Consider the following 25,634-nt stretch of genomic DNA (forward strand, 5'->3'; position numbering starts at 1 on the left):
TTTGTCGAAATAATCTAATAGGGTAAAGCTGTTAAGGTTACTGATTTAAATCTGCACCTAACGTTACTTGCTAAAGGTTAAGTGGCCGCCGAGTTTAAAACGGCTACCTGGGTGAACTAATTTTGCGAAACTCACGACGCCTTGGCGTGACCAAGTGCGGCGTAAAATCTGTAAACAGGGCTCAGTGGCGGGGATTTCGAGCCTTTGCTGTAATGCTTCACTGGCGATAATCGCTTCAATCGTGTGATGCGCCTCGGTCAGCGGTGCCACTTGGGACAAATATTCGTGGGGTGTCTGCTGGGTAAAATCCTGCAATAAATAATCGGGCACCAACTCGGGATTCACATAACGCTCTTCGACTTGCAACGGTAAGCCCTGCTCGCAATGCACTAAGATCGAATGGAATACTGTCGCACCGTGCTCAAGTCCAAGGGAAATTGCGATACTCGTACTCGCCGCGACTTGCTCTAACACCCATTGCTGCACGCTATAGCCGTGGCCGCGGTCTTTTATCTCATCGGCAATATTGCGGATCGCCAACATAGACGACTGGGATTTACACCCAGCGACGAAGGTACCTAGCCCTTGAGAACGCTCAAGCACACCGCTATCCGTCAGCTCGGTTAGCGCACGTCGCGCCGTCATTCGGCTGCATGTAAACAAATCGGCAAGCTGATTCTCAGAAGGCACACGAGCATGCTCTTCCCACTCACCCGACTCGATAGAGGAGATAATGTATTGCTTAATTTCTGCGAACTTAGGTGTAGCCAAAACATTTCCTCAATATAAAGCGCTAGAATCTAGGTACTATTCACTCTTTCAAACGTTCAAAATTGCGGCTACAATCCTAGCTTGTATATACAAGTAAATACAAGCCAGCTCACATAAATTTAATAAACCGTTAATCACTTGGTTAACATCTGCCAGCACAGCGAGGGGAATACATGTCTTGGGATCAGGTTTGGATAGACGTTAACTTAGCCACAATGGACCCTTCCGTATCAGCACCTTATGGTGCGATCACCAACGCGGCCATCGCAGTAAAAGATGGCAAAATTGCTTGGCTTGGCCCCCGCAGCGAACTGCCCGCCTTCGATGTTTTGTCAATTCCCGTTTACAGGGGCAAAGGCGGTTGGATCACCCCAGGATTAATTGACGCCCACACCCACTTAATCTTTGCCGGTAATCGCGCCAATGAATTTGAGTTACGCCTACAGGGCGCCAGTTACGAAGAAATTGCTCGTGCAGGTGGCGGCATTATTTCAACCGTTAAAGCTTGCCGCGAAGCGGATGAAGCAGAATTATTTGAACTCGGCCGTCAGCGTTTAAACGCGCTGGCCAAAGAAGGAGTGACTACGGTTGAGATCAAATCGGGTTACGGCTTAGATACTGAAACTGAATTGAAAATCCTGCGTGTCGCCCGCGAGCTCGGCAAGCATCACCATGTAGATGTGAAGACCACATTCCTTGGCGCCCATGCAATTCCGCCAGAATATAAAGACAATAGCGACGGCTATGTCGACTTAATTATCAATAAGATGCTACCCGCAGTGATCGCCGAAAATCTTGCCGATGCGGTGGATGTGTTCTGCGAGAATATCGCCTTTAACCTTGAGCAAACCGAACGGGTACTCAGCGCAGCCAAAGCGGCGGGCTTAGAGATTAAGCTCCATGCCGAGCAGTTAACTAATATGGGTGGCAGCGCACTGGCCGCACGTCTTGGTGCTAAGTCTGTGGATCATATCGAATATTTAGATGATGCAGGCGTAAAAGCCTTAAGTGAAAGCGGCACCTGCGCCGTACTGTTACCAGGCGCGTTTTACTTTTTGCGGGAAACCCAAAAACCACCTATCGATTTACTGCGCCAATACGGCGTACCTATGGTGCTCGCCAGCGATTTCAACCCAGGTTCATCCCCCATTTGCTCAACCCTGTTAATGCTGAATATGGGCTGCACCTTGTTCCGCTTAACACCAGAAGAAGCCCTAACAGGACTCACCTTAAATGCCGCCAAAGCACTAGGAATTGAAGACACGGTTGGCAGTTTAGTCGTTGGCAAACAAGCCGATTTTTGTCTGTGGGATATCGCCACGCCTGCGCAATTAGCCTATTCCTACGGCGTCAATCCCTGCAAAGATGTGGTGAAGAATGGCAAGCTAGTTCACCAGTAGCCTAAGTGCATCAATAATAGGTGCATCAGCAGCAAAAACGGCATAAGCGAAAGGTTAGATAAGGTCGCTCAATCAAACTTGGCGACCTTATCTGAATTTAAACACTGGCCCCATTTTCTAACTGCTCATCTTCTTGTTTTACCAGTTTATGCTCACCTTCGTTACAACCTATTTTCCAATAGCTCGAGGTATAAAAATGGCTCTTAAGCAATGAATGCGCTTGCTTAAAATGCCTTCTTAACGCGCGCATGCTATTAAATTCACAGGCAATCCATACGGCGGGCTCGCCAGCAAGCCAAGGTAATTGGGCAATTCGCTCGACCAAAGGGCGACCTTCGGGATCGGCTTCAGGATTGATCACCCAATGCAGCTCGACGCGTTCAGGATGCACTAAAGGTTGAATATCTGCTTCACTTAGCACTTCTACCACAGCGTAACCTACTGCATTGTTTGGCAATTTTGCCAGATTCACGCTAATTGCGGGTAAGGCTGTCATATCACCTGCGAGTAAAAACCAATCCGCCTCAAAGTTGATCAGTTTTTTAAGTCCAGGTCCGCCAATTTGAATGAGTTCGCCCACCTGCACCGTTTTCGCCCAACTCGATGCGGGGCCGTCAGTATCGTGCAGCACAAAATCCACATCGATTTCATCATCGCGTTGCTGGCGGATAGTGTAAGTTCGCATTAATGGACGCTCACCCGCTTGTGGGAATAACAACTTGATATAGGCACTCTCTTGATCGACAGGAAATCCAGCCAATCCCGCACCGCCTAAGGTGATGCGTAACATATGCGGAGTGATATAAGTCGAGCGGATCACTTCTAGCTCACGTGGTGCAGGTTTATTCATTATGATTTTCTCCTATTGCGTTTTCTGCCGTTAAGCGCAACTCAATGGCTCCTTTTCCAGCCGTATCTTTTGGCTTACTAGATGGTCTTTTTTGAGTAAGGCAATCAGTTTCACTTTTGGCGGCAGCGGCATCATCCACACTTTTACTGATCCTATTGGCAAGTTTAATAAAAGTATCAACTTCGTCTGAACTGAGCGCCTGCGTCATGCGCGCCACGGTTTTACGTTCTGAGGCATTGATCTGAGTCATGATCTTTTCCCCCTCAGCCGTGGGTCGCAGCAACTGGCTGCGGCCATCCTTAGGGTTATCGATTTTAGTGATCAACCCACTCTGCTGTAGCTCATTAAGAACACGGGTAATTTGTGCTTTATCCCGCTGCATACGCAGGGCGATAGACTGGGCCGTTGATTCAGGATTACGACACACACCCTTCAAGGCACGGATATGAGTGACAGGTAAATCAATCTCTTGTGCAGCAATATCGCTACGCAATTGCTTTTTGTAGGCATGCACTAATCTGTGCAAAGTTTCACTGAGTGACAATGACGACATAGAAAGCTCTCGATATAGTTGACTGTATCAACAATATCGAGATTAGTTGATTGTGTCAACTAAGCAACCCTGTACTGAGTGTGCGGCAATGTGCAAATAATCAGAAAATGATTAAGCACTGGCTTTCCAGTGACGCGCCATAAACTCATCCTTGAGGGCTCGACCGTGACATCCCTGTCACGAACGGTCACTTACATGCCAGTGCTTCATCTCATCAACTCCGTCGCATATTGACGACCTAATTTAGCCATTAGCCTTATGCAATTTGAGTTACAGGAAACTGCGCCGCCATCACAAACTCGTTATGTTGATAATGTGGCGTCATCAAGATGGCTTGAATCAGTTCTTAAGTATGTAATTCATTTTAGGGTAAAAAAATGCCCTCCAATACCCGATAACAGGGCTTAAGGGCATTTTTGGGCGATGTGATGAATCAGTCTGGGGTAGAGTGATTCACTGACATGAACCAGAAAACTTAGTGAATCAATCCGCCAGCTCTTGCGATCCCTACAATACCAATCAAAATCCAAAAACCAAAAACCATTGAGTAACGTGTAAGCGGCATCTTTGCGTAAAGCGGCACACCATGTTAGCAAAACAGCATCTATCGTGTTGAAAATCCATACAAACATAAAAGGACTTTCAGGGCCAAGCCAACTGACAAGTGAGAAACTAAATATGCGCATTAGAACACCAACCATTTCAAAGGTCCGCATGTTTGCGTTCAAAAATGCATTAAATTTTTTATAAGACAATTTATTACTACTCTTTTATTTATAAGCAAATTCTTATCATGTAGAACGACATAAAAGAACGACTGTTACCAACGCAATCCCTTTGACACGGGTAAATTGCGTGAAATTTTAGTATGTAAACCAGACGAGGTAAATCTGATTCACGGATTTTAACGAGGCAAACATGTATACGCAGGTCTTACCTAGATTAATCACCAAGTTTACATCTCAATATTTTGATTTTTATCCACAAAAAATCAAAATATTGAATAAGCAACAAAACATAGACAAGGCTTAATCTGCGATATTGTGCGCTTCTGGGATAAGTAATTTATTTATAATGTCGACTCAACATAAGAATAGGATAGAAGGTATCACCATCAGCACACTCACAGCCGAATATACCCAACCCAATGGTTAAAATAGTGAAAGATTGCGATACCAATAAAATTGGCGACGATACTAAATCGAGTGAACCAACTTAACGAGCTATCTATTATTACACTTTGAAGAAAGCTCAATGACAAACGACCCGACATAGGCGCTGCTCGGAAACTTGAAATAATCAGTGTATTTATTGCGTTATGGATAATAACAACTGACTCATCAGCTCAAAACATTACACGAATGACTAACCGTCAACCTGAAACCCTGCTAAATTACAGTCCTAAACTCGCACGATTAAGGAAGCTGCATGCTCAATCCTGAACACAGTTACTGGCATGACACGCTTAAAGCCATTCGTCGCTGCGGTAGAAAACTCATTGAATTTGAACTGTTATTCACCTTAGTGTCGGCGGGTATTATCGTCCCGTCTTTTGGCTGGCTACTGCGCCATCTGATTGCCAAAACGGGCAATGTCACCATCACCAATTACGACTTAATCGCCTTTGCCATGTCTCCCTATGGCTTGCTGTTTATGGTCATTACTCTATTCAGCAGCTTTACCGTGTTTTTTACCCAACGTGCTGGAGTCACGATTCTCGCAGCATCTGGGTTATACGATATTCCCATTGGCCCAGTGCGAGCGCTAATTTTCGCAACTGCGCGCTTACCCGTATTTATTCGCCTTGGTGGCATTTATGCGGCTTGCTTATTGCTGCTCAGCGTACCTTTTATCGGGTTAGGATATCTGATTTTTAGCGTGTTTCTACAGGGACACGACATCAATTACTACTTGTATTTTAAGCCTATAGACTGGTATCTCGCCTTAACGAGTATGGCCTTCTTAGCTATAATCTATGTCCTTGTTGCCTTATATCTGTGGGCCAAAGCGGCCTTTTCACTGACGATTATTGTGAGTGAAACGACCGATGCTTTGACGGCACTCAAACGCAGTTGGCAATTAAGCGCAGGCAATGAACGCCCGATTATGTGGCACGCTGCGGGTTGGTGGTTGAGGATAGGTGCTTTGGTGTATCCCTTAATACTGCTGATCTCCTGGGGAGCCGATACTTTACTTGATAGGGTTACGCTGACACTTTCGGCAGAATTAGCCATATTGGCCCTCGTCTCTGCACTGATTTTTATGCTCAGTGCGGCATGGTCCTTACTCGGAATGTTTGGCGAAGCCTTTATCATATTGCTGTTATACCGTCAGCTGGGAGAAAAACCCGCAGGGTTAGAACGCCTTGGGCGACAAACGGTAAAAAGAACGTCTGAACTGTCACTTTATACAATAAGCGGGGTGTTGATCGGCACTTTTTTAATCATGTTGGGATTAGGGGTATATGCCCTCAATAGTGAACCACAAAGGGATGACATCCTGATTACTGCCCACCGTGCTGGCGCAGCTAGGGCACCAGAAAATACCCTTGCGGCTTTGCGTTTAGCGATTGCAGAAAAGGCGGATTATGCCGAAATCGATGTGCAAACGGCATCCGATGGCACCTTAATGGTATTGCACGATGCTGATTTGATGCGCATAGCGGGCGATCCAAGACGAGTTGCCAACCTCAGTGCGAGTGAAATGCAACAACTTGATGCGGGGAGTTGGCACAGTGCCACCTTTGCAGGGGAATCCGTACCAACACTACTAGAGATGCTTAATGAGGCACGCAACAAAATCGGTTTGAACATTGAGCTTAAATATAATCAAGCCGATCCCAGCTTAGCGCAGGCCGTTGTCGCCTTATTGCAACAAGAGAAAATGACACAACAAGTGGTGATTACGTCGCTCGAAGCAAGAGCCATTGAAGAAGTGCAACGACTCGACCCTTCCATTCACACTGGCCTTATCGTCACTCAATCCATTGGCGATCCCATTAAGGCGAATACACAATTCTTAGCGGTCAATCAATCGATTACTAACGAAAAATTTATCGCCCGTGCACACAAAGGAGGTAAGCAAGTGCATGTATGGACAGTAAATAATCCACGGCAAATGCTGCGCATGTTGGCGCTGGGAGCCGATGTGCTCATTACCGACTATCCGCAGGAGGCCGTGGAAATCCGAGAACAGTGGCTCGCGTTATCCCCTGTTGAACAAACGGCACTGCGCCTACGCTATGTTCTGTAAATTCTGCTTATTTACTCAACCTCGCCTCGAAGCGCTTAGCTCTGCGTTGGAGCAACCAAAAGAGGCTTAACACCCCAAATGAAGCGGCTAAAGTGGTCAACGTTAGTGCAAAACCTTTGAATGAAAACAGGTTTAAAGTAAAACCATCTAATACCAGTACCGCCAAGCCAAGGGGCATTTGGATAAGCACAGCGGTAAACCAATCGAAGGGAAGTTTAGGAAAGATCCTGTGGTAAGCATAAAGCACTAAACCTGCAAGCAATATCAGCAAACTCGCATCATGAGCCGCCAACAAAAGATACTCCACACTGTTATGCGAGATGTGAGGCACCACACTCAACATGTCCAACATATAACCCGCGCTCGCGACTAATGAGAAACTGATAAAACTCAATAAGGCTAATAAGATACCAAAGCCAAGTGCGGGTAAATATTTCATGTAAGGTCTCTCTATTCACAGGTGAAATATGCTATCTCGTCTCCCGAAAACCACAGCAGGCAAGGTATAAAGGAGTAAAGAGACATTAACTACAATAGCAGCCTAAATTTCCCTTAGCTATTAAGACCATAGTCTTATGTCTACCACAAACTTGTGCGCAATAAACGAGATGAAATCCAGTATCAAGTTAGTGTTTTCTCGGATAATCAGTAGATAAGCTTTTAAAATTACTAGATTAATCAAATTTCAATCTTATCGCTTAGTGATATCACCCACAATTTGCCCATGTGTTTGGGTGAAATAGACTAGCCAATTTCACCAATAACGCTTAGGATCGGAGTTGCATTTTTTAGCCAACATATTGTGGAGTATCAAAACATTATGGGTATCAGAGCCATAGTCGTAGACACAGCAGGCACCACGACAGACCTAAACTTTATCCAAGATGTACTATTCCCCTATTCTGTCAAAGCCTTGCCAGACTTTTTAGAACAGAACCAACACAATGTATTGGTTGAAAACTGTATTTGTGACACTAAAGATATCGCCCTAGAGCCTGAGGCTGACTTAGCGCGTGTAACTGAGATACTGCAACAGTGGGTCAACGAAGACCGTAAAGCTACGCCACTTAAAACCTTACAAGGGTTAATTTGGAAACAAGGCTATGCCCACGGTGAATTTAAGGGCCATATCTTCCCGGACTTTATTGAAGCGGTGAAACGTTTTAGCGCACAAAACCTGCGTATTTACAGCTTTTCATCCGGCTCTGTCGACGCGCAAAAACTGTTGTTCGGCCACAGTGACGGCGGCGATTTAACTGAAATGTTTAACGGCCATTTCGACACCCGCACGGGCAACAAATTAGATAAGCAGGCTTACTGCAATATCCTCAACACCATCAGCTTAAGCCCCAAACAAGTGCTGTTTGTGTCTGATGTCATTGAAGAATTAAAGGCTGCCGACGCTGCGGGTATGATGACCTGCCAAATGGTTCGCGACAGCAAGCAACGCACTGGCGAGTTCCGCAAAATCAGCAGCTTCGATGAGCTGCTGATTGAATAATGCGATTATTGAATAACGTGATGGTTGTTGAATAACACGATAGTCGACTCAGTCAGCTCAAGCTGATTTAGCCGATAAAACGAAAGCGACCTTGTGGTCGCTTTTTTATTAATTGACTCAATTGCCCTTCACCGCCAGCGGAAACGCGGCCGAGATACATTTTTCCACCTCAAAACGATAACCATAATCCGCATTCTTATCGGGTGTGATCAACAAAATCTCGTAATCATTTAATTCAATCACATTCGACTCGGCAGGCTTTTTACAACGCGAGCGGCCATTGGCTTCAAGTGAAAATGCGAACGTAGCTAGCCATTGCCGCACTAAGTACTGATATTGAGTTCGCACTGAGGCGTAGGCCTTTTTGCGATCTTCCTCTTCCAGCTCGCTGTCATCATTACTATTCTCAGCCTTGCTCGATTTATCGCTTTCAGAGTCAAGAGCAGTCTGAGTTAGCTCTACAATCGGTACCGTCAGCACATCGGTCGCATCCGGCAACCGTCCCGATTTAGGCTCGCGAGGCGCATGCTTAGCGGCTTCTTGGGGAGAGGTAATAAAGTTGCCAAACGAGGTTTCAATGCGAGTCTCTAAATCAATTAACAGGCTCAAGTGATACAAAACCACAGTCGCTAGCACGATACGGATCAAAAAAGTCGTTTTACGGAATGAAGTATGCGAGGTAAGCCGTAACGATTTGACACCTAAAGGTTTAAGCAAAAAGATCAATATTAAATAGATAGGAATAATCAACTGCAATGCCAGCAGCACGATAGCGCTTACCATCAAAAACCAAGCGGGCATATAGAGTAAAATCGCTAAGTTATGGGTGTAATTGAGATCGCTTGCTGAGACCCCAACCACTTCGTTAACTATCGCGCCAGACCAGCCCAAAGCAAAGTTGGCAATCATCGCATAAAACAACAACAACACAGCTTTGCCCGCCAAACTGTGCCAAACCCGCTCAAACACAGGCCAAAACTCGATAGCCATAGCGATTACGGCAATCACAGCGACCAACCCCATTAACTCGCTACTAAAAGCCAATATCAAAGCAATAAGATACAGCTTTTGCGCAAAGGATAACTTAGCCACCCCTTGGATAAGACAGCGCCAAAATTTGCCCAAACCTAAACGGATTTCACTCAGTGATGGTAAGCTGAGCTTTCGCAAGTATTGGCGAGCCGACCCAATGTAACCGATTAAATTCATTATTATTTTACATTCCATTGAAATAGTAAGACGGGCAACATTTGCCACTGTAATGTGCAAAGCACAGTGTTGGCAACTGTGCCACTCAATCTCGGTATATTGGTCACTTTGGCTATCTCTAGCCAAAGTCGAACGTTCTGTTTAGAGTCGAATGAAAGCTCTGCAACACCCCATCGCCCGTTTAAATCCAACTAAAATGAACTTGAGAGAGGAAATCAAAGCGGCCTTATGGTCACTTTTGCAAATCGATAAACCTGACTCAGGACTAACTAAACGACGCTTAATTCCCGCTCAGAAAATACGGTTTTAGCGACAAACATGCCATTAAGTGCAGCAGGAAAGCCAGCATAAACCGACATTTGCAATATCACCTCAACAATTTCCTGCGGCGTACAACCCACATTCAATGCGCCATTAATATGTACGTTTAACTGTGGCTGGCAATGCCCTAGCGCCGTGAGTGCGGCAACTGTCACTAGCTCCCGCGTCTTAAGGTCGAGCCCTTCACGCTGATAAATATCCCCAAAAGGATATTCAATAATGTACTTGCCTAAGTCAGGGCAAATATCGGCAAGACTGCGGATGACTTTCTCCCCCGCCTCACCGTCGATTTCAGTCAGTTTAGCGAGGCCCTGCACATATCTTTGATTACTCATTTTTAGCTCCTGTTGGATTAAATCACAGCAAGCAGCCTAAACCTTAGAGTTAACTCTAAGTCAATGGTTCATTGATGGATGACACAGGCAATGCGGATCAGTAAAACTAACCCTCTGTTTAACTCGCCGACTAGAGGCGCAAGCAAATAGAAAAGTAAATACTATTAGCTTTTTAGCATTTAACCACAAATGTTAGCGACAGAGCTTAGCCACTAAAAATGAGTTTGGTAATAGTGAATTTTTTGCTTAAGGGCAGCCAAATGCTCCTGCTCTTGGCGAATACGCTCAGCCAATTGTGTTGCATGTTGCTCGAGCAACTGCTGTCGCTGGCCAGCGGTTACATCGCCTTGGACACGCAACTCGGCATAGGTCAATATCTGCTTTAACGGCATGCCCGTTTCTTTTAAGCGATTGATAAACCCAATCCATTCCGCTTCTTTCGCCGCATAATCACGATGCCCGCTGCCATTTCGCACGACAGACTGCAGTAAGCCAATTTTCTCGTAATACCTGAGCGTATGCGCCGACAGTCCAGTGAGTGCAGCAAACTGACCTATGTTCATAGTCTAACGATCCGCAGGATGGTTAACACCATCATTCGTGGGCACATTTTCGAGATCGAATGGGTTAACCCCTTCGAGGCAACCAATGTTGTAACCATACTCATGGGGATTGGAACGCCGCTGGTGATGGGTGTAAATACCGCAGATAGAGCAGAAGTAGTGTTTGGCAGTTTTGGTATTGAATTCATAGAGTTTCAGCGCATCCTCACCCTTGAGGATCTTAATCCCCGCCAGCGGCACAGAGCCAACCATTGCGCCCTTACGGCGACAGATAGAGCAATCGCAACGGCGTGGATTTTCGATGCCATTAGGCAATGACAACTCCAATACCACGGCACCACAATGGCAGGACGCTCTGTGTTTTGGCTGAATAATAGTATTGCCTACTTGTTTAATCACACCCACTCCTTGTCTCGCTAGATTCTATAAACCTAAATTCCCAAGCCGCTGCACCAACGCTCGCCATTGTTGCAATTGCGGCTCCTTAGCACTCATCACTGGCCCCAACATATTGGACTTAGCCCGCTTAAAACCACTAAATACTAAGGTGGCGGTATCAAGCTGTTTGAGCGCGGGAGCGCCTTGAAACCACTTGTAATACCAAGGCGGCGTGTCCATAGTCATGATAATTCGCGAGGTTTTATGGCGCAGCAACTTAGCGGGTATCAATTTACCTTTCTCATATTTAAATGCAAACCCAGATAAAAATGTCCTATCGATTAAGCCTTTAAACTTAGCAGGAATACCGCCCCACCAAATCGGGGTGACAATCACCACATGCTCCGCCCACTGGATATTCGCTTGAAACGTCTGCAAATCGGCTTCGAGTGGCTGAGGTTGACGATAACCATAGCTCAGATTCGGGTCAAAATTCAGCTCAGCTAGTTTGACGATTCTCACTGAGTGTTTATCTGCCGCCGCTTGGGCATAGGTTTCAGCCAGATGCTCACAAAAACTCTGCGCCTTAGGATTACCACAGATCACTAAAATCTTTTTTGCCACGATGAAACTCCATAACAGTCAATGTGACAAATAGCATAAACTCTGCCCCTAAGGGGAGAGTCAAGACCTAAGGTAACAGCTGCGATTCACAGGAGGTGAGCCCATCAATACAGGCATCTAACTGAGTGACTTTATGTTCTAACTCACTTATCTGGCGTAAAAAATCTGCTTTTATACCCAACAAAAAAGCCTGCACTGTGGCTAACTGAGCATGCTTATCGCCTTGTTCGAGTAAATCTTTTAGTTGGACAAGCTTAATACCGAGGGCTTTGGCCTCTTTGATCAGCAACAATAGCCTAATATCCGCCGCACTATAAATGCGATAACGCCCCTGACGTGCGGGAGTGTCGATAAGCCCCCACTCCTCATATAAGCGAATCGCTTTTATCGACAGCCCTGTTTGCTTTGCCGCTTGTCCAATATACATAGCTCAACCTACCCCTTTAAAGACATTACTCATATCTGCATTGCTTGCCATTATCAGCCACAGTATCAGCTTAGGCCAAGACTTGTCGCAGCAATCTTATGCTGCTAGTCTGGCCGCTTAAACGAGCGTTTTAACTTGGGATTTTTATCATGGGATTTAAACAACAGTTGCAAGAAGGTGTACAAGAACAGGCAATGGAAAAGTTTCTCGCACAGCACCCCATAGTCACAGAAATCCCCGTTGCATGGGGCGAAATGGATGCCCTGCAACACGTAAATAATGTGGTGTATTTCCGCTATTTTGAAACGGCACGTATCGACTTTTTCAATCGCCTCTTCCCGCTAGATACCCTGTATAAATCCGGCATTGGCCCCGTAATCAGCGAAAATCAGGCTCGCTATAAACGCCCAGTGACTTTCCCCGATACTTTATTGGTAAGTGTCAGTATTAGCGATATTCACAGCGATAGATTTACCATGCATTATCAGGCTTTTAGTAAACAGCAGCAGGCAGTAACGACGTTAGGTACTTCAGTCGCGGTGATGTTTAACTTTAAAACGGGCAAAAAAGCCGAGTTACCGGCAGAACTGCTGGCGATTCTCAAACAGCACGAAGTCGCTTAAGCTATTCAAATCGATAACGAATTGCCAGCACACTTTAGGCCATACCTTGAGGGAAGCATGTATGTCAGATAACGAAAATATCGAGATCGCCATTGAACATCAACAGGATAGACAGCGTTTTATTATCCCTGTCGACGGCTATGAAGCCGTATTGGAATACCGATTATCAGGCAAGGATATTGATTTCAGCCGCACCTTTGTCCCCAACGAGCTGCGCGGTAAAGGCCTTGCCGAACGCTTAGTGCGCCACGGCTTAAAGTGGGCCAAAGGCCAAGACTTTACTATCAAAGCCAGCTGCTGGTATGTACAGAAGTTTTTGAAAAACTAAATCCAATAAACAGGGTAATGGCGCTTGGGATCGGTGGAGAGGTTATTGACCACCAGCGCGACCAGTAAGAGTAATACTGAGCCGAGGAACACTGGCATTAACGCGTAAAGAAAGCCGAGTTGATGCACGTTTTCACCGCCAATCACGGCAATCAATGCCGTTGCGCCGCCTGGAGGATGAAGAGTGCGAGTCAGGTACATGAATGCGATAGACAGGGATACCGCTAAGGCGCTCGCCAGCACCACATAATCGCCACACACTTGGTACACTGCGACCCCAATTAAGGCCGATAACACACTGCCACCAATCAAGTTACGCGGTTGAGAAAACTCCGCCAGCGGTGCACCGTACACTAGCACAGCCGACGCGCCGAACGAGCCAATGACAAACATAGTGTCGACGAGGTTTTCACTCATATAATTTGCGAGACTCGCGACCAAGTAAATGCCACAGAAAGCCCCAATCCATGACCACACAATCTTTTTAAGTGGCTGTCTTGGTGGACAAATGTCCTTCGATCGCATGCGGGTAAAATAGAATCTCATGGTTAATCCGAACCGATAAAAATTAAGCGATACAGACAAGTGATCTGCATCACAGTTAGCGGGCCGACAAATTAACCCTTCAGCAGCGCAATTGCAATTACGCTGACCGAAAGAGTAAGCAGACTAAGCACTTTCACCATTCAGATTAGCGAGCATTTCGCGGATATCTTCAGGAATCGGGCGGCTTTTTTCACTGCTGTAATCGTAATGTACGAGTGTGGTTTTCACTTCGGCGGTCTTGTTGCCCGCTTGCCAACAGGTTTGGGTCAGCTCGAAGCTGCTATTACCGATACGGCTGACATAGGTTTTTACTGTGACACTCTTGCCATAGTAAGTCGGCGCGATAAATGCCACGGTAAACCCCGCGACGATTAAGTTCCACTGATGTAAATCCAGCTCAGGATTAAAAATCTCAAAGATTGGCGTGCGCGCCGCTTCACACCATACGGGGATAACAGTGTTGTTGATATGACCTAGGCCGTCGGTTTCAGTAAATCTTGGATTGATTTCGAGACTGTATTCTGTGGCTGACATGCAAACTTCCTTTTTATTATTTTATGAATGGAAGAGCGTGGTGATTATCGCAATGAAACCACACCACCAAACTCATCCATTATCCTAAGCCAAACAGGTTCTAGCCACTAGCCCAAACCAGCATTTTAAAACTGGCAACTCGCCGTTTCTGGGGTTTGCTTGCCGTTAGCATCGTACTTTTTAAGGCATCCAGCCTTACCCATATCATACATTTTCTCGTATTCTAACTTGCCATTTTTATAAGACTTATACACCCCATGAGTTTTTGGGTTCTCTAAGTGATAAATCTTACGGCCCTTAGTGATATGTGAGTAATCGGCAAAACCCGGCTCTTCGGAATAGATGACACCGTTAATGTAGCGCTTGTGTACCGCATGCTGTTCATCGATACGCAGCATTTCATTCGCTATCTTGCCATTCATGTCGTAACACACTTTATCCACGGCATAATTGCTATCGAGGTCTTCAATACAACTCACGGCACCATTATCAAAGTACTCGCGCTGTATACCGCAGCGCGCAATGGCGTTATCCCAGAAATAAGGTTCACCGTTCCAGGTTTCGCCTTCTTGCTGGCAGTAGTTCCACAGGCTTCTTAATTGGCCATTAGGATAGAAACTGTAATGGGGGCCAGAGACACGGTTATTCACTTGGTGACCATATCGGGAGAGTGAGTAACCACCATCAGTGGAATAACTGATGCTTGGGCCGTATTCCTTACCCGCTTTGTACGTTTTTAAATTTAATAAACGGCCATTGGAATCAAACTGATATTCTTTATCTACAGCGCCATTGGTGTAATAAGCCAATTTATACAGGGAGCCGCTGCTATGATATTCGCGCTGCTCACCGTGTTTTATCGATGAAATTGCTTCATTTTTGCCATTAATCACCCCTTCACAATCATCTGAGTAGGGATTCTCACGCATAATACATTCATCGTGCGAAGGCTTAAGCGTCACCGCTTCATTGAATTTATAACTCGTGAGTTCAGTCAGCTCACCATTCTGGGGATTAAAGCGCATTTGCTGACCATCAAACTCTCCTTGGCGGTAGTTAGCGATATCCACCACGACATTCGGACTTGAATACCAAATACTCTGACCATTAAGGCGACCTTGTTCATAATGGCGGGTATTAAACATCAGATTATTTTTGTCGAATGATTTAGACTCTCCTTGACGTAAGCCATTGACATAGTTCACTTCTGTACGAGTCCCATCTTCGGCTTTAAATACCCAAAGGCCAGTGCGTTTTCCTGCAAGATAGGCGCCTTCACCAACTTGATCACGGAAATGTCCGCTCGTCACTTTATCGACCCAAGCGCCTTGCTTCACACCCTTTTGATATTGGCCTTTGCTGCCATCAGCCTCAAGCCACTCGCCATCTTTTACGCCATTAAGATAAATGCCTTTTGCCACTAATCGCTTATCGCCTTCTGCACTGGAGTCATAATCGGGCTCATAGACTTCGTAGGGGCCGTCGAGCACATCCTGATTGTAATGGGCAAAACCAAAGCTATCGGCCTCATCGAACATCGACTGTGCAATCCATTTACCTTGCTTTTTACCGTCAAGATATTCGCCTTCCCAATAAATGGCTTGGTTCTCTGTCTCCATCCACTTACCGACTTTTTTGCCCTGTTTGTAGTTACCAGAGTAAACCACGTTACCATTGCGACCATCGTAGGCTGCATACGGACCATCGAGCACGCCTTGGGCATAATGACTTTCACTGGCAAGCCCTGCCCAAGTGCTCCCCATGCCCATACTCATAAAATCGTAGGATGGGCCAGTTTTAGGGATCACGGCACCACCACTTTTAAGCCAATCAAAGTCATCGGCCTCAAAGGCCACGCTCACCAATACAAAACTGCCGTCTTCTTCGCTATAACCACTGCGATCAAAGGTGGTCACAAGGCTATATTGATGCTCATTACCTTGGGCATCTTTATCTTTACGAGTGAGTGGATAACGTAATTTATATTCGACGGCTGTCTTCACATCGACGGGGGAACCTTCGGAATTACGATAACCCACTAAGGTCGGCTTGAGCTTAGTAGAACCATCGACAATCGCTTTAATGGCGGGATCTTCAATCGCGTCAACATCATAGGTCATACGATATTGTTGCGGCGGAATTTGGCTTAACACTTTACGAACGCTACCCACGGTAAACGAGGTTAAGGTTGGTGCGACTTCATCGAGCACAACCTGTAGACGGGGAAGTTTTGTGAGATCATCCCCTTCAAAACCATAGCCCCGTAAATGCTGACCATCGGCATCTTTAAGCATGACAACCACTTCTTTGGTGCCACCTTTATCAAAATCGAGGTAAAAAACCGCAACCACTTCAGCAGAACCATAATCATCAAGACGCACGCCGGGCGCATCGCCATAGAGCATTTCGCCCCACACTTTATGATCTTTTTGATAGAAATTGAGCCATTGCCCGTTAGGCAAGTCCACTGGGCCATGGACGATTTTGTCGTAATCCTCAGCGTCAGCTGCAGGAATGACAGTTAAAGAAGATAACAACACCGCACTCACTGCAGCGAATAAACTACGAATCGAAAGTTCCATTTAACTACACCTTTTATACCGACGCCTCGCGCCTCATGCGCACCAGTAAACGGGGCGAATTTTAAGCGAAGAAAAGCACTTCAGGAAGTAGTAGATAAAAAAAAGGCCGCTTCTGCGGCCTTTAGCAACAACAACTTAACAATTAGTTGTTGTACATAGCATTTATTTCATGGGCGTATTTATGGTAAATCATCTTGCGGCGCAGCTTGAGCGTTGGGGTGATTAAACCCGCTTCCATCGAAAACGCTTCAGGCAACAGAGTGAACTTTTTAATCTGTTCAAAACCAGCCAACTCATGCTGTAACTGCTTTAAGCGTTGCTCAAAATGCTCAACCACATGACTATGGCGCAGCAATTCTAAAGGTGACTCATACTTCAGCCCTTTGTCCTTCGCCCACGCTTCCAGTGACTCAAACGCTGGCACAATCAAAGCGGTCACATAGTTACGCGCATCGGCAATAATCGCCACTTGCTCGATAAAAGGACAACAACCTACGGCGCCTTCAACCCTTTGCGGCGCGATATATTTACCGTTGGAGGTCTTCATCAATTCTTTAATACGATCGGTAATAAATAAATTGCCGTTCGCATCGAAACGCCCTGCATCGCCGGTTTTTAACCAACCATCCTCAAACGCAGCGGCGGTATCTTCAGGACGATTGTAATAGCCGCGCATCACAGTAGCGCCGCGGACTAAAATCTCATCGTCCTTACCTAGCTTAATTTCGGTTTCCAGCAAAGGTTGTCCATTGGAACCTGGCACTCGATTACCTAAGGTATTGCAGGTCACAGTCGCGTTAGTTTCTGTCATACCGTATCCACAAAGTACTGGAATATTAATCGCATGGAAAAAACTACCGACATTCACATCTAAGGCTGCGCCACCGCAAGGCATAAACTTCAAACGGCCACCGAGCACGGCTTGCAGCTTGCTATACACCAGCTTGTGCGCCAAACGCCATTGCAGCGACAACCACAATCCCCCCTTAGCACGACCTTGGCCAACTTCGAACTGACGTTGGCCGACGCACATCGCCCAAGCAAACAACTTCTTACGACCGTCGGCTGATTTGGCGACTTTATCTTGTACGGCGCTATACACTTTTTCGAGGAAACGCGGCACCACACACAAGGTATGTGGACGCACGGCGCTAATCGCCTCTTTCACTCTTTGGGTATTTTGCAGATAGACGTTATGGCCGCCACGGCACAAGACGTAGAAACTCCAACTGCGCTCAAATACATGGCTCAATGGCAAAAATGCCAAAGACACATCGCCAGAATGGAAGGCCAATTTTTGATCGTGCTGGCGTATGGTAGACGCCATATTACGGTAATCCAGCATCACGCCCTTAGGATCGCCCGTCGTGCCGGAGGTATAAATTAAGGTCAGTAAATCATCAAGATTTGCAGCGTGTAAACGCTGATTAAGCTCGGCTTCTTGCTCAATGTTTAACTGAGTGTCACCCGCCAGTAGGGTATCTAGATGCCAATGCTGATTGGCCTTATCGGCAGCGAGTGTCACGCTGGCATCGAATACAATCACATGCTCTAAGCTTGGGCATAAGGCTTGCAACTCACACGCCATGGCGTATTGCTTAGCATCGTCAACAAAAATCACTTTAGCGGTGGCGTCGTTTACGATAAAGCTCGCCTGTTCGACGGTACTGGTGGGATAAATTGGCACTACAACGGCACGAGTTTTAAGAGTGCCGACATCGGCACAAGTCCACTGCGGGCAGTTTTGCGCCAGAATAACGCAACGGTCTTGCACTTGTACGCCAAGTTCGATCAACACTTGTGCAATTTTACTGCTGATTTGGTCGAAGGCTTGCCAACTCACCTGATACCAAGGAGCGGCCATTTCAAAACCTTCCAGCGCTACTGCGTCTTTTAAAGACTCGCTTTGCTGCTGTAGTAGTCGAATAACATGATATTGATCGAGAGACATAAGAGACTCACCTTTTTAGCTTACAAGTGTACCGCTTTTGCAGCATTCTACCTGAAGGCCAAATAAAAACTAAGAGTTTTTGCTCTAATGTTGTGCAAATGTCGCCCAAATCACGCTGTAAATAGCCTTTAGCAGCGTACCACTCTTAGTAGCACTTACTTGCCAGAGCGAACAAAATTTAATCTCGAAACGTCAACATGCCCTCATAACATCGCCCTTCCAGAGGATTTTCTTGCCCCAAATCAGCACCGCTTGCCCAAGCAGTATTAAGAGTAGATCCCATAACAACCAATTAGTTAAATTGCCGCCATCACGTAAAGAGGTAAGGCTGATAGACACCCACAGGGAATGTCCCGCGACGACCATCATAGTGAGCGTGATATGCAAAACTCGGCGACACATACAGCCAAAACCTAACGTCAAAGCGCAGGCCCAGTAAGTGCTGAGCACCAGATGACCCACTAACGGCATATTCAGATCACCATTGAGCCAGCCCAACAGCAGACTACACGTCAGCATAATGCCGACGACCACATTCAGGAGTCTTTGCTGTCCAAGGCAAAATGCCGCTATGAGTCCTTTTCGACCATCAAACCCTGGCATCAACAATAAGGTTTCTGTCGAGCGCGAGCGTTGCACTCGGCTCCAATGCACCAGCGAACAACTAATCACGCTGAACTGCGCCAAAAACAATAATACAGGGGCGTTCCAATGAAATTGATGCGACAACAGCCCAAGCACTAAGGCTAATATAGGCAGTAATAACAATAGAATGGTGAGCATAGGGCCAATAAAGAAATTGGTCGGATGCAAATAACGCTCGAAGCGACTCAAGATACGCATGGATTGCAGATTCGGCAGCCAAAACCAGCCCATTTCGAGACCATTGAGATATACCGTCCTCGCCTCAGCACGCCAAGGTAAAACACGGCATGCACGCGCAATCAGCATACCTAAAATCAGCAGGGCAATCGCACTTAGCCAAAGAGGAATGTGCTCTGCAATCAATGGGATAAATGGCATTAAGACAAAAAGTAAAAACGAAGCATAAAACCACTGAGTGCTGAGTAAACAAAGCCAAATAAAAGTTAAACTCATCACCAAAGCCAGCACTAAGCTCGCTAGGCTAGCCGTCAAACCTAAAGCCAAACAGAACAAGACTCCTATGCCAAAAACGCTGACTAAAACAGTGACACTTTGAATGTAGATATGGCGACGATAATGGGGAATTAACTGTGCACATTCATTCGCCATCAGACGTATGAGTTGCCATGCAACCGCCGCCGAACTTGAGATAATCCCCATAGAAAACAACAGTTCAGCACTATCATTTTTACCATAAACCGCAGCGATACAAGCTAAGATCACCCCCAGTATAGCCGTACCTAAAAAGCTCACACTGCCGATATCAAAACACCAAAAGCGCAGCATGCCCTTGAAAGGATTCATTCGTTGACTCGTTCTTTTGCCCTTCGCGACTTGTATCTGCTTATGGTGCGCCGCACTCATCTGTGTAGCTCCATAAACAGTTGCTCCAAGTTTAAGGCTTCATTCTTTAACACGCCTGATATTGACGCGCTGTGCTCACCTAAATCCACTAGCACTGAATCGCCAACACGGCTCAGCACTGTAATTGACTCGGGCAAAACAGCTTCAGGCGCGAGAGTGAGTAGGCGCACTTCTTCACGCAGGGCATCAATTTCCTTAAACAGCACTAACTCACCCTGTTTAATCAATGCCACATGGCTGGCAACTCGCTCTAAATCAGAGGTGATATGGGATGAAAACAGCACGGCAGAACCAGATTCGAGGGCGAGATCGAACAAATCGACCATAAATTTGCGCCGGACTATAGGGTCGAGGCTGGCAACGGGTTCATCGAGGATTAACAACTCAGGGCGATAGGCCATCGCCATAATTAACGCTAATGATTGCCTTTGCCCAACCGATAAACGCTGCACCTGTTGGGTCACATCTAACTCGAAACGTACCAACCAATCTTGCTCTAATTGCATGTCCCAATTGGGATAAAAGCTGCGGTGTAAATCGAGGGCGCGTTCAATGGTAAAACCTTCATAACCAAAGGGTTGCTGCGGCACATAACCTAAACGCTCCTTTGCCTTTGAGGTTAAATTTTCGGGCGTTTCGCCTAGGGTAACAATACTGCCAGAATCCGGTGTGAGCACACCCAAGGCACAGCGCATTAGGGTCGATTTACCCGCCCCATTTTGCCCCAATAACCCCACCACCATACCCGCCGACAAAGTTAACGATAAATCCTTAAGCGCCCACTTTTCGCCCGCGCCTTTACCGCGAAAGACTTTATTCACTCGGTTAAATTCAAGTATTGGCGTGCGCTTTTGGTCCATCGAATTTCATCCTTTTTATGCTATTTATCGGTACATTACTTTCTAATCTTGCCAGCGCTCATTTAGCAATTGCAGCAACTCGGGCAAGCTGACACCTAACTGCTTTGCCTGCGACAACAGGGCATCAAGCTGGGGTTCGAGCAGGCTAATACCCGATGCCATAGTCTCAGTTCGCAACGCAACTTTTGTCGCTTGGCCGCGGCGGCGTTCGAGCCAACCTTGGTCAACCAGCTGTTGAATGGCGCGGGAAACTGTCATGGGATTTACCGCTAAATACTCGGCAATCTGGCGCACTGAAGGTAATACGTCTTCCACTTGCAGTTGACCGCCCACAATTAAACGCACGACTTGTTCGTGTAATTGTTTGTAAATGGGTTCACCACTGCTGGGGTTGACATTTAAAAGTTCTAACATTAGCCTTTACACACTGTATTAATACATTGATACACCGATACACTGGTATTTAAATTAACACACTCGTCCTGAAATGCAAAAAGGAAAGCGCGCATGATACATAGCATGACACACAGGAAGTTAAGCAACACAGTTCAACGCCTTGTGCCAACTCAGCCACGGCATGGTGCCACATGGCGCACGCGTACTTTGAGAATGAGCGCCCTCATACTGGCAATGGCAAGTACGGCGACGTGGGCGAGTGATGTTAAAAGCCAAGAGACACAAGCAACAGCTGATATAGCTAGGAACATGGCGAATGACACCGACACTTGTTATGTGGAAGGCGTATCCTATCGCCTAAACTGCGGTTTTGTGACTGTGCCAGAAAACCCTAACAAACCCGATGGCAAACAGATCCAAGTACATTACGTTGTTTTGCCTGCGGTGAAAAATGCCAACCATGAAGAAGCCTTGCTAGCGATTGCCGGCGGCCCAGGACAATCGGCCATAGAGAACGCGGCAGGTTTCGATGCCATGCTGAGCAAAGTCCGCCAACAGCGTGATATTTTACTGATCGATCAAAGGGGCACAGGCCGTTCGAATGTGCTGGCCTGCGATGAAGGTGCTCAATCTCCACTGTCCTTCGATGACGATAATGTCGATACCTTAGCCGAAACGCAAAAATGCTTAGCCAAAATTGATGCCGACGTGACTCAATACGGTAGCCTCAATGCGATTAAAGACTTCGAAGCCGTACGTGCGCACTTAGGCTATAAAAAACTGCATATTTACGGCATCTCCTACGGCACTCGTATGGCGCAACTTTACATGCGTTTATATCCAGAGCACTTAGCCACAGTGACCTTAGACGGCATAGTGCCCATGCAGCAAAGCGTATTAGAAATTAGCTCTGCGATTGATCGTGGCTTCGACTTATTGTTTAAGGATTGCCAAGCAACCGCCGCCTGTAACAGTCAATTCCCCGAGTTAAAAGCGGACTTTGAGCGAGTCGACGCTATGCTCGCCACAGGCCCTGTGATGGAAAACGTTTACGATCCCGTCACGGGCGAAAAAACCATGTTAACCATGACGCGCGGTAAATTCTCTGGCTCGATCCGCATGGCACTGTATCAAGCCAATGTGCGCGCCCTCTTGCCCCATGCGATTCATCAAGCATCGAAAAACAACTTCCAACCTATACTCGGCCTCTATGCCCTCACTATCGACAATGCTGGCATGGCGATGGGCATGCACGCCTCTGTGGTCTGTGGCGAAGATATGCACCGCATTACCACAACCATGCGCGAGCAGGCTAAAAAATCCTTTATGGGCAGAACCATGCTCGAAGGCTTAGAGGCGACTTGTTCAGTATGGAAAGTGCCTGCGGTCGATAACAGCTTTAGCGAGCCCATCAACAGCAACATTCCGACCTTGTTGTTATCCGGCGAAATCGACCCCGCCACCCCACCAAGCTGGGGCGAGTTAGCCATGGAAAAACTCACCAATGCCAAGCACTTTGTCGCTCCTTATGCGACCCACGGTGTGGCCTATCAATCCTGCGCCAATAACCTGATTGCCGATCTCGTCCGCTCGGGCTCAGTCAACGATCTCGACGGCGAATGTTTAAACAAAGATGTGCGCCGCAGCTTTTATTTAAATGCCAGCTCGGTGGAACCACTTAATGCGACCAGCACAAAAACCACGACAACAGATGATCACGCCAGCACTGGAGCTAAGGAATAAGCCATGATTAAAGTATCCCATCTTTCCAAGCGCATCGGTGACGTGCAGGCGCTGAATGACTTAAGTTTCGTCGCACAAAACGGCCAAATCACAGGATTACTCGGCCCGAACGGGGCAGGTAAAACGACCTGTTTACGCACGATTTTTGGCCTGCTAAAACCCGATAACGGCAAGGCTGAAATCGAAGGCATAGATGTCGCCATCGACCCTATTGGCGCTAAGCAGCAACTAGGGCTATTCCCCGACCCTTTTGGTCTGTATGAACGCTTAACACCACGGGAATACATTCGCTATTTTGCCGAGCTAAGCGGCTTATCACCCAAGGAGGCCAAGGAGGCCACCAGCCAAGTGATTGCGAAATTGCGCCTCGAAGACATTAGCGATCGCCGCTGCAAAGGCTTTTCCCAAGGACAAAGAATGAAAACCGCCCTCGCACAGGCAATCGTCCACAGCCCGAGCAATATTATCCTCGACGAGCCGACCCGTGGGCTGGATGTGATGAGCACTCGCCTACTGCGTGACATCCTTATCGATCTTAAAAATCAAGGACATTGCGTGCTGTTCTCTAGCCATGTAATGCAGGAAGTCGCCGCGCTGTGTGACCAAGTGATCGTCATGGCCCAAGGCAGAGTCGTCGCCATTGGTAGCCCAACAGAGCTTTGCATTCAAACAGGCAAAGACTCGCTCGAAGAAGCCTTTATTCAACTTATCGGCACGGATGAAGGGATAGCGGCATGATGACTCAAACTAACAAGAATGCAGGCAGCATCAATACTGTACAAGCTCAGATAGATAAGATCATGGTTAAGGGAATGACAGCATGAATAAAATAATCGCTATGGTTCGTAAAGAACTCATCGATGCCGCCCGCGATAAGCGCTCTGTGATGGCGGGTCTGTACTACGCCATAGGCACACCGTTGATCATGTGCGGCCTATTTATGGTGTTAATTGGCCAATTAACCAGTCCTGATGATCTGAAAATCACCATTACAAATCCCGATAAAGCACCGGATTTAGTAAGATTTTTATCGAATAAAGGCATCACTCAAGGCGCAGCCGATGGCTCTGACGCCAAAGACCTTAAAGCAATAGAACTGATCATCAACACCGACTATGCCGCGCAAATGAACCAAGGCAAAAGCGCTGAGATCACTATCGTGGCCGATAACTCTGAGGAGAAACTGCAGAACTCGATTCGCAGACTCGAGAAACAACTGCAGGCCTACAGTGCTGAAATGGGCAGTTTACGTTTAATCGCCCGCGGTATTGACCCCCGCGTGGTGCAACCGCTTAAAGTGAATGTGCAAGACAAAGCCACTACAGACTCTAAAGGTGGGATGATCTTAGGTATCGCTATTTTTACTATGATTTACTCGGTATTTATCTCGGGGATGAACCTAGCTATCGACACCAGTGCCGGTGAGCGCGAACGTAACTCCTTGGCCCTGCTACTGAGCCATCCGCTGACCACTCGCCAATTAGTACTGTCAAAAATTATTGCGGTGAGCTTGTTCGCTCTGCTCGGTTTAGTGCTGATCTTGCTGGTGTCTAAAATCGCCTACGCCTTCGTGCCATGGCAGGAATTAGGCTTTAGCGTCAACATCACCACAGAATTTATGCTGCTGATGTTAGTGGTCGGCATCCCCGTCGCGTTAATGGCCGCTTGTCTGCAACTTTTTGTGTCTTTTATGGCGAAAACCTTTAAGGAAGCTCAGTCCTATCTGACTATGGTGCTGTTTGTGCCCTTAGCCCTGTCGATGGCCGCCAGTTACAACATAGCGCCAGATATGCTGCAGTGGTTGCCCGTCTCGGGTCAGCAACAGGCATTAATGGACTTTATCAAAGGTAAAGACTTGCCCATGTTGCAGTTACTGGTTTCGACCTTAGGCACACTCGCCATTGCGATATTGCTCGCCTTTGGCATGGAAAGGTCGCTCAAGAGTGAAAAAGTGATCTTCGGTTTATAGGGCGCTTCGATTGATAAACTTGGGGACGATAAACTTAAACCGACAAACTTGAGGGCGATAACTAAGTCGCTCCCAAGTTGAAAAACTCAATAGCTACAGGAGTTTGTTATGGAAAACGAATTTGTCTTAATGGTGATTATGGTCAGCTTCATTATTGGCCTCAGCGCCACTGAAATGTTTAAACACTATCTAAAGGCACGCCAACTTGGTGTGGGCACCGCAGACAATAGCCACCTTGAGGACAAAGTGACTCAACTCAGCCTACAAAACCAAACACTAATTGAGCGAATACAAGTGCTTGAAAAAATAGTGACAGAGCCAGAGTACGAACTAAAGCAGCAGATTAATCAGTTATGAACCCTAAGCTCCTCAAACAACAAAGCCACTGGATTTTCAGTGGCTTCGTTTTT

General features: G+C 46.7%; 27 protein-coding genes. 9 read left to right on the plus strand and 18 right to left on the minus strand.

The genetic code is table 11. The annotated features are described in order from the left end of the window. Window positions 1–63: 63 nt before the first annotated feature. Window positions 64–771, minus strand: coding sequence for a histidine utilization repressor (hutC, locus tag L5M10_RS09185; RefSeq protein ID WP_212600830.1), 708 nt, complete (start codon window positions 769–771; stop codon window positions 64–66). Between the two features lie 173 nt (window positions 772–944). On the opposite strand from hutC, the gene hutI reads away from it, so the two are divergent. Next, window positions 945–2,171, plus strand: coding sequence for an imidazolonepropionase (hutI, locus tag L5M10_RS09190; protein ID WP_263255182.1), 1,227 nt, complete (start codon window positions 945–947; stop codon window positions 2,169–2,171). Between the two features lie 97 nt (window positions 2,172–2,268). Here hutI and L5M10_RS09195 read toward each other — a convergent pair whose 3' ends face one another. The 3 genes from L5M10_RS09195 to L5M10_RS09205 form a co-directional block, all read right to left on the minus strand. Further along, window positions 2,269–3,021 (minus strand): siderophore-interacting protein, encoded by a 753-nt coding sequence (locus L5M10_RS09195; protein WP_263255183.1) that lies wholly within the window; start codon window positions 3,019–3,021, stop codon window positions 2,269–2,271. Then, window positions 3,014–3,574 carry a MarR family winged helix-turn-helix transcriptional regulator gene (locus L5M10_RS09200; RefSeq protein ID WP_113941237.1) on the minus strand — a complete coding sequence of 187 codons (561 nt, stop codon included), beginning with the start codon at window positions 3,572–3,574 and terminating at the stop codon, window positions 3,014–3,016. The genes L5M10_RS09195 and L5M10_RS09200 overlap by 8 nt, the downstream gene beginning before the upstream one ends. Window positions 3,575–3,978: 404 nt before the next feature. Further along, entirely contained in the window at window positions 3,979–4,260 is a 282-nt protein-coding gene (locus L5M10_RS09205; RefSeq protein WP_263255184.1) for a hypothetical protein, read from the minus strand. Between the two features lie 742 nt (window positions 4,261–5,002). Here L5M10_RS09205 and L5M10_RS09210 point away from each other — a divergent pair. Next, window positions 5,003–6,826, plus strand: a complete 1,824-nt coding sequence (locus tag L5M10_RS09210) for a glycerophosphodiester phosphodiesterase (RefSeq protein WP_263255185.1) — start codon at window positions 5,003–5,005, stop codon at window positions 6,824–6,826. 7 nt (window positions 6,827–6,833) lie between these two features. Here the strand turns inward: L5M10_RS09210 and L5M10_RS09215 are convergent, their stop codons facing one another. Further along, complete coding sequence (locus L5M10_RS09215; RefSeq protein ID WP_105250936.1) at window positions 6,834–7,265, minus strand: hypothetical protein; 432 nt, start codon at window positions 7,263–7,265, stop codon at window positions 6,834–6,836. A gap of 381 nt (window positions 7,266–7,646) precedes the next feature. Between L5M10_RS09215 and mtnC the strand changes: the two genes are divergently transcribed. Then, window positions 7,647–8,327: an acireductone synthase gene (gene mtnC, locus L5M10_RS09220; RefSeq protein ID WP_105253037.1), complete on the plus strand. Its 681-nt coding sequence runs from the start codon at window positions 7,647–7,649 to the stop codon at window positions 8,325–8,327. 117 nt (window positions 8,328–8,444) lie between these two features. Here mtnC and L5M10_RS09225 read toward each other — a convergent pair whose 3' ends face one another. The 6 genes from L5M10_RS09225 to L5M10_RS09250 all read right to left on the minus strand — a co-directional run bounded on the left by L5M10_RS09225 (window position 8,445) and on the right by L5M10_RS09250 (window position 12,184). Further along, window positions 8,445–9,536, minus strand: a complete 1,092-nt coding sequence (locus L5M10_RS09225; RefSeq protein ID WP_212601144.1) for a hypothetical protein — start codon at window positions 9,534–9,536, stop codon at window positions 8,445–8,447. A gap of 269 nt (window positions 9,537–9,805) precedes the next feature. Further along, window positions 9,806–10,192 (minus strand): carboxymuconolactone decarboxylase family protein, encoded by a 387-nt coding sequence (locus tag L5M10_RS09230; protein ID WP_263142254.1) that lies wholly within the window; start codon window positions 10,190–10,192, stop codon window positions 9,806–9,808. A gap of 212 nt (window positions 10,193–10,404) precedes the next feature. Further along, on the minus strand, window positions 10,405–10,755 hold the full coding sequence (locus L5M10_RS09235; RefSeq protein WP_263197510.1) for a MerR family transcriptional regulator: 351 nt from the start codon (window positions 10,753–10,755) through the stop codon (window positions 10,405–10,407). A 3-nt stretch (window positions 10,756–10,758) separates the two neighbouring features. After that, the gene (locus L5M10_RS09240) at window positions 10,759–11,154 is read right to left on the minus strand and encodes a GFA family protein (RefSeq protein ID WP_263179440.1); all 396 of its coding nucleotides are present in this window, start codon (window positions 11,152–11,154) and stop codon (window positions 10,759–10,761) included. A gap of 24 nt (window positions 11,155–11,178) precedes the next feature. Next, window positions 11,179–11,757 (minus strand): NAD(P)H-dependent oxidoreductase, encoded by a 579-nt coding sequence (locus tag L5M10_RS09245; protein ID WP_263142259.1) that lies wholly within the window; start codon window positions 11,755–11,757, stop codon window positions 11,179–11,181. A 67-nt stretch (window positions 11,758–11,824) separates the two neighbouring features. Further along, a complete protein-coding gene (locus L5M10_RS09250) occupies window positions 11,825–12,184 on the minus strand; it encodes a MerR family transcriptional regulator (RefSeq protein ID WP_105250930.1) in 360 nt (119 codons plus the stop codon). A 194-nt stretch (window positions 12,185–12,378) separates the two neighbouring features. Between L5M10_RS09250 and L5M10_RS09255 the strand changes: the two genes are divergently transcribed. Next, entirely contained in the window at window positions 12,379–12,807 is a 429-nt protein-coding gene (locus L5M10_RS09255) for an acyl-CoA thioesterase (protein ID WP_173248526.1), read from the plus strand. Window positions 12,808–12,868: 61 nt separating this feature from the next. After that, window positions 12,869–13,135, plus strand: coding sequence for a GNAT family N-acetyltransferase (locus tag L5M10_RS09260; protein ID WP_173242495.1), 267 nt, complete (start codon window positions 12,869–12,871; stop codon window positions 13,133–13,135). On the opposite strand, the gene L5M10_RS09265 is transcribed toward L5M10_RS09260, so the two are convergent. The 7 genes from L5M10_RS09265 to L5M10_RS09295 form a co-directional block, all read right to left on the minus strand. Beyond that, window positions 13,132–13,680 (minus strand): HPP family protein, encoded by a 549-nt coding sequence (locus L5M10_RS09265; RefSeq protein ID WP_105250927.1) that lies wholly within the window; start codon window positions 13,678–13,680, stop codon window positions 13,132–13,134. The two genes, L5M10_RS09260 and L5M10_RS09265, sit on opposite strands and share 4 nt — an antisense overlap. 123 nt (window positions 13,681–13,803) lie before the next feature. Then, on the minus strand, window positions 13,804–14,214 hold the full coding sequence (locus L5M10_RS09270) for an acyl-CoA thioesterase (protein ID WP_168826862.1): 411 nt from the start codon (window positions 14,212–14,214) through the stop codon (window positions 13,804–13,806). Between the two features lie 125 nt (window positions 14,215–14,339). Beyond that, window positions 14,340–16,796 (minus strand): toxin-antitoxin system YwqK family antitoxin, encoded by a 2,457-nt coding sequence (locus L5M10_RS09275; RefSeq protein ID WP_263255186.1) that lies wholly within the window; start codon window positions 16,794–16,796, stop codon window positions 14,340–14,342. 142 nt (window positions 16,797–16,938) lie between these two features. Next, a complete protein-coding gene (locus L5M10_RS09280; RefSeq protein WP_263255187.1) occupies window positions 16,939–18,747 on the minus strand; it encodes an AMP-dependent synthetase/ligase in 1,809 nt (602 codons plus the stop codon). Between the two features lie 192 nt (window positions 18,748–18,939). Further along, entirely contained in the window at window positions 18,940–20,256 is a 1,317-nt protein-coding gene (locus tag L5M10_RS09285) for an ABC transporter permease (protein WP_263147201.1), read from the minus strand. Continuing rightward, the gene (locus L5M10_RS09290) at window positions 20,253–21,116 is read right to left on the minus strand and encodes an ABC transporter ATP-binding protein (RefSeq protein ID WP_263147204.1); all 864 of its coding nucleotides are present in this window, start codon (window positions 21,114–21,116) and stop codon (window positions 20,253–20,255) included. The genes L5M10_RS09285 and L5M10_RS09290 overlap by 4 nt, the downstream gene beginning before the upstream one ends. A gap of 42 nt (window positions 21,117–21,158) precedes the next feature. Then, window positions 21,159–21,530, minus strand: a complete 372-nt coding sequence (locus L5M10_RS09295; RefSeq protein WP_263238487.1) for a GntR family transcriptional regulator — start codon at window positions 21,528–21,530, stop codon at window positions 21,159–21,161. A gap of 93 nt (window positions 21,531–21,623) precedes the next feature. Between L5M10_RS09295 and L5M10_RS09300 the strand changes: the two genes are divergently transcribed. The 4 genes from L5M10_RS09300 (at window position 21,624) to L5M10_RS09315 (ending at window position 25,581) form a co-directional block, all read left to right on the plus strand. After that, complete coding sequence (locus tag L5M10_RS09300; RefSeq protein ID WP_263255188.1) at window positions 21,624–23,255, plus strand: alpha/beta hydrolase; 1,632 nt, start codon at window positions 21,624–21,626, stop codon at window positions 23,253–23,255. 3 nt (window positions 23,256–23,258) lie between these two features. Next, the gene (locus tag L5M10_RS09305) at window positions 23,259–23,993 is read left to right on the plus strand and encodes an ATP-binding cassette domain-containing protein (RefSeq protein WP_173242482.1); all 735 of its coding nucleotides are present in this window, start codon (window positions 23,259–23,261) and stop codon (window positions 23,991–23,993) included. Window positions 23,994–24,075: 82 nt separating this feature from the next. Further along, a complete protein-coding gene (locus L5M10_RS09310; protein ID WP_263238485.1) occupies window positions 24,076–25,224 on the plus strand; it encodes an ABC transporter permease in 1,149 nt (382 codons plus the stop codon). Window positions 25,225–25,332: 108 nt separating this feature from the next. Continuing rightward, complete coding sequence (locus tag L5M10_RS09315) at window positions 25,333–25,581, plus strand: hypothetical protein (protein ID WP_263255190.1); 249 nt, start codon at window positions 25,333–25,335, stop codon at window positions 25,579–25,581. The last annotated feature ends 53 nt before the right edge of the window (window positions 25,582–25,634 follow it).

The sequence above is a fragment of the Shewanella sp. SM32 genome (assembly GCF_025654235.1).
Lineage (GTDB): Bacteria > Pseudomonadota > Gammaproteobacteria > Enterobacterales > Shewanellaceae > Shewanella > Shewanella oncorhynchi.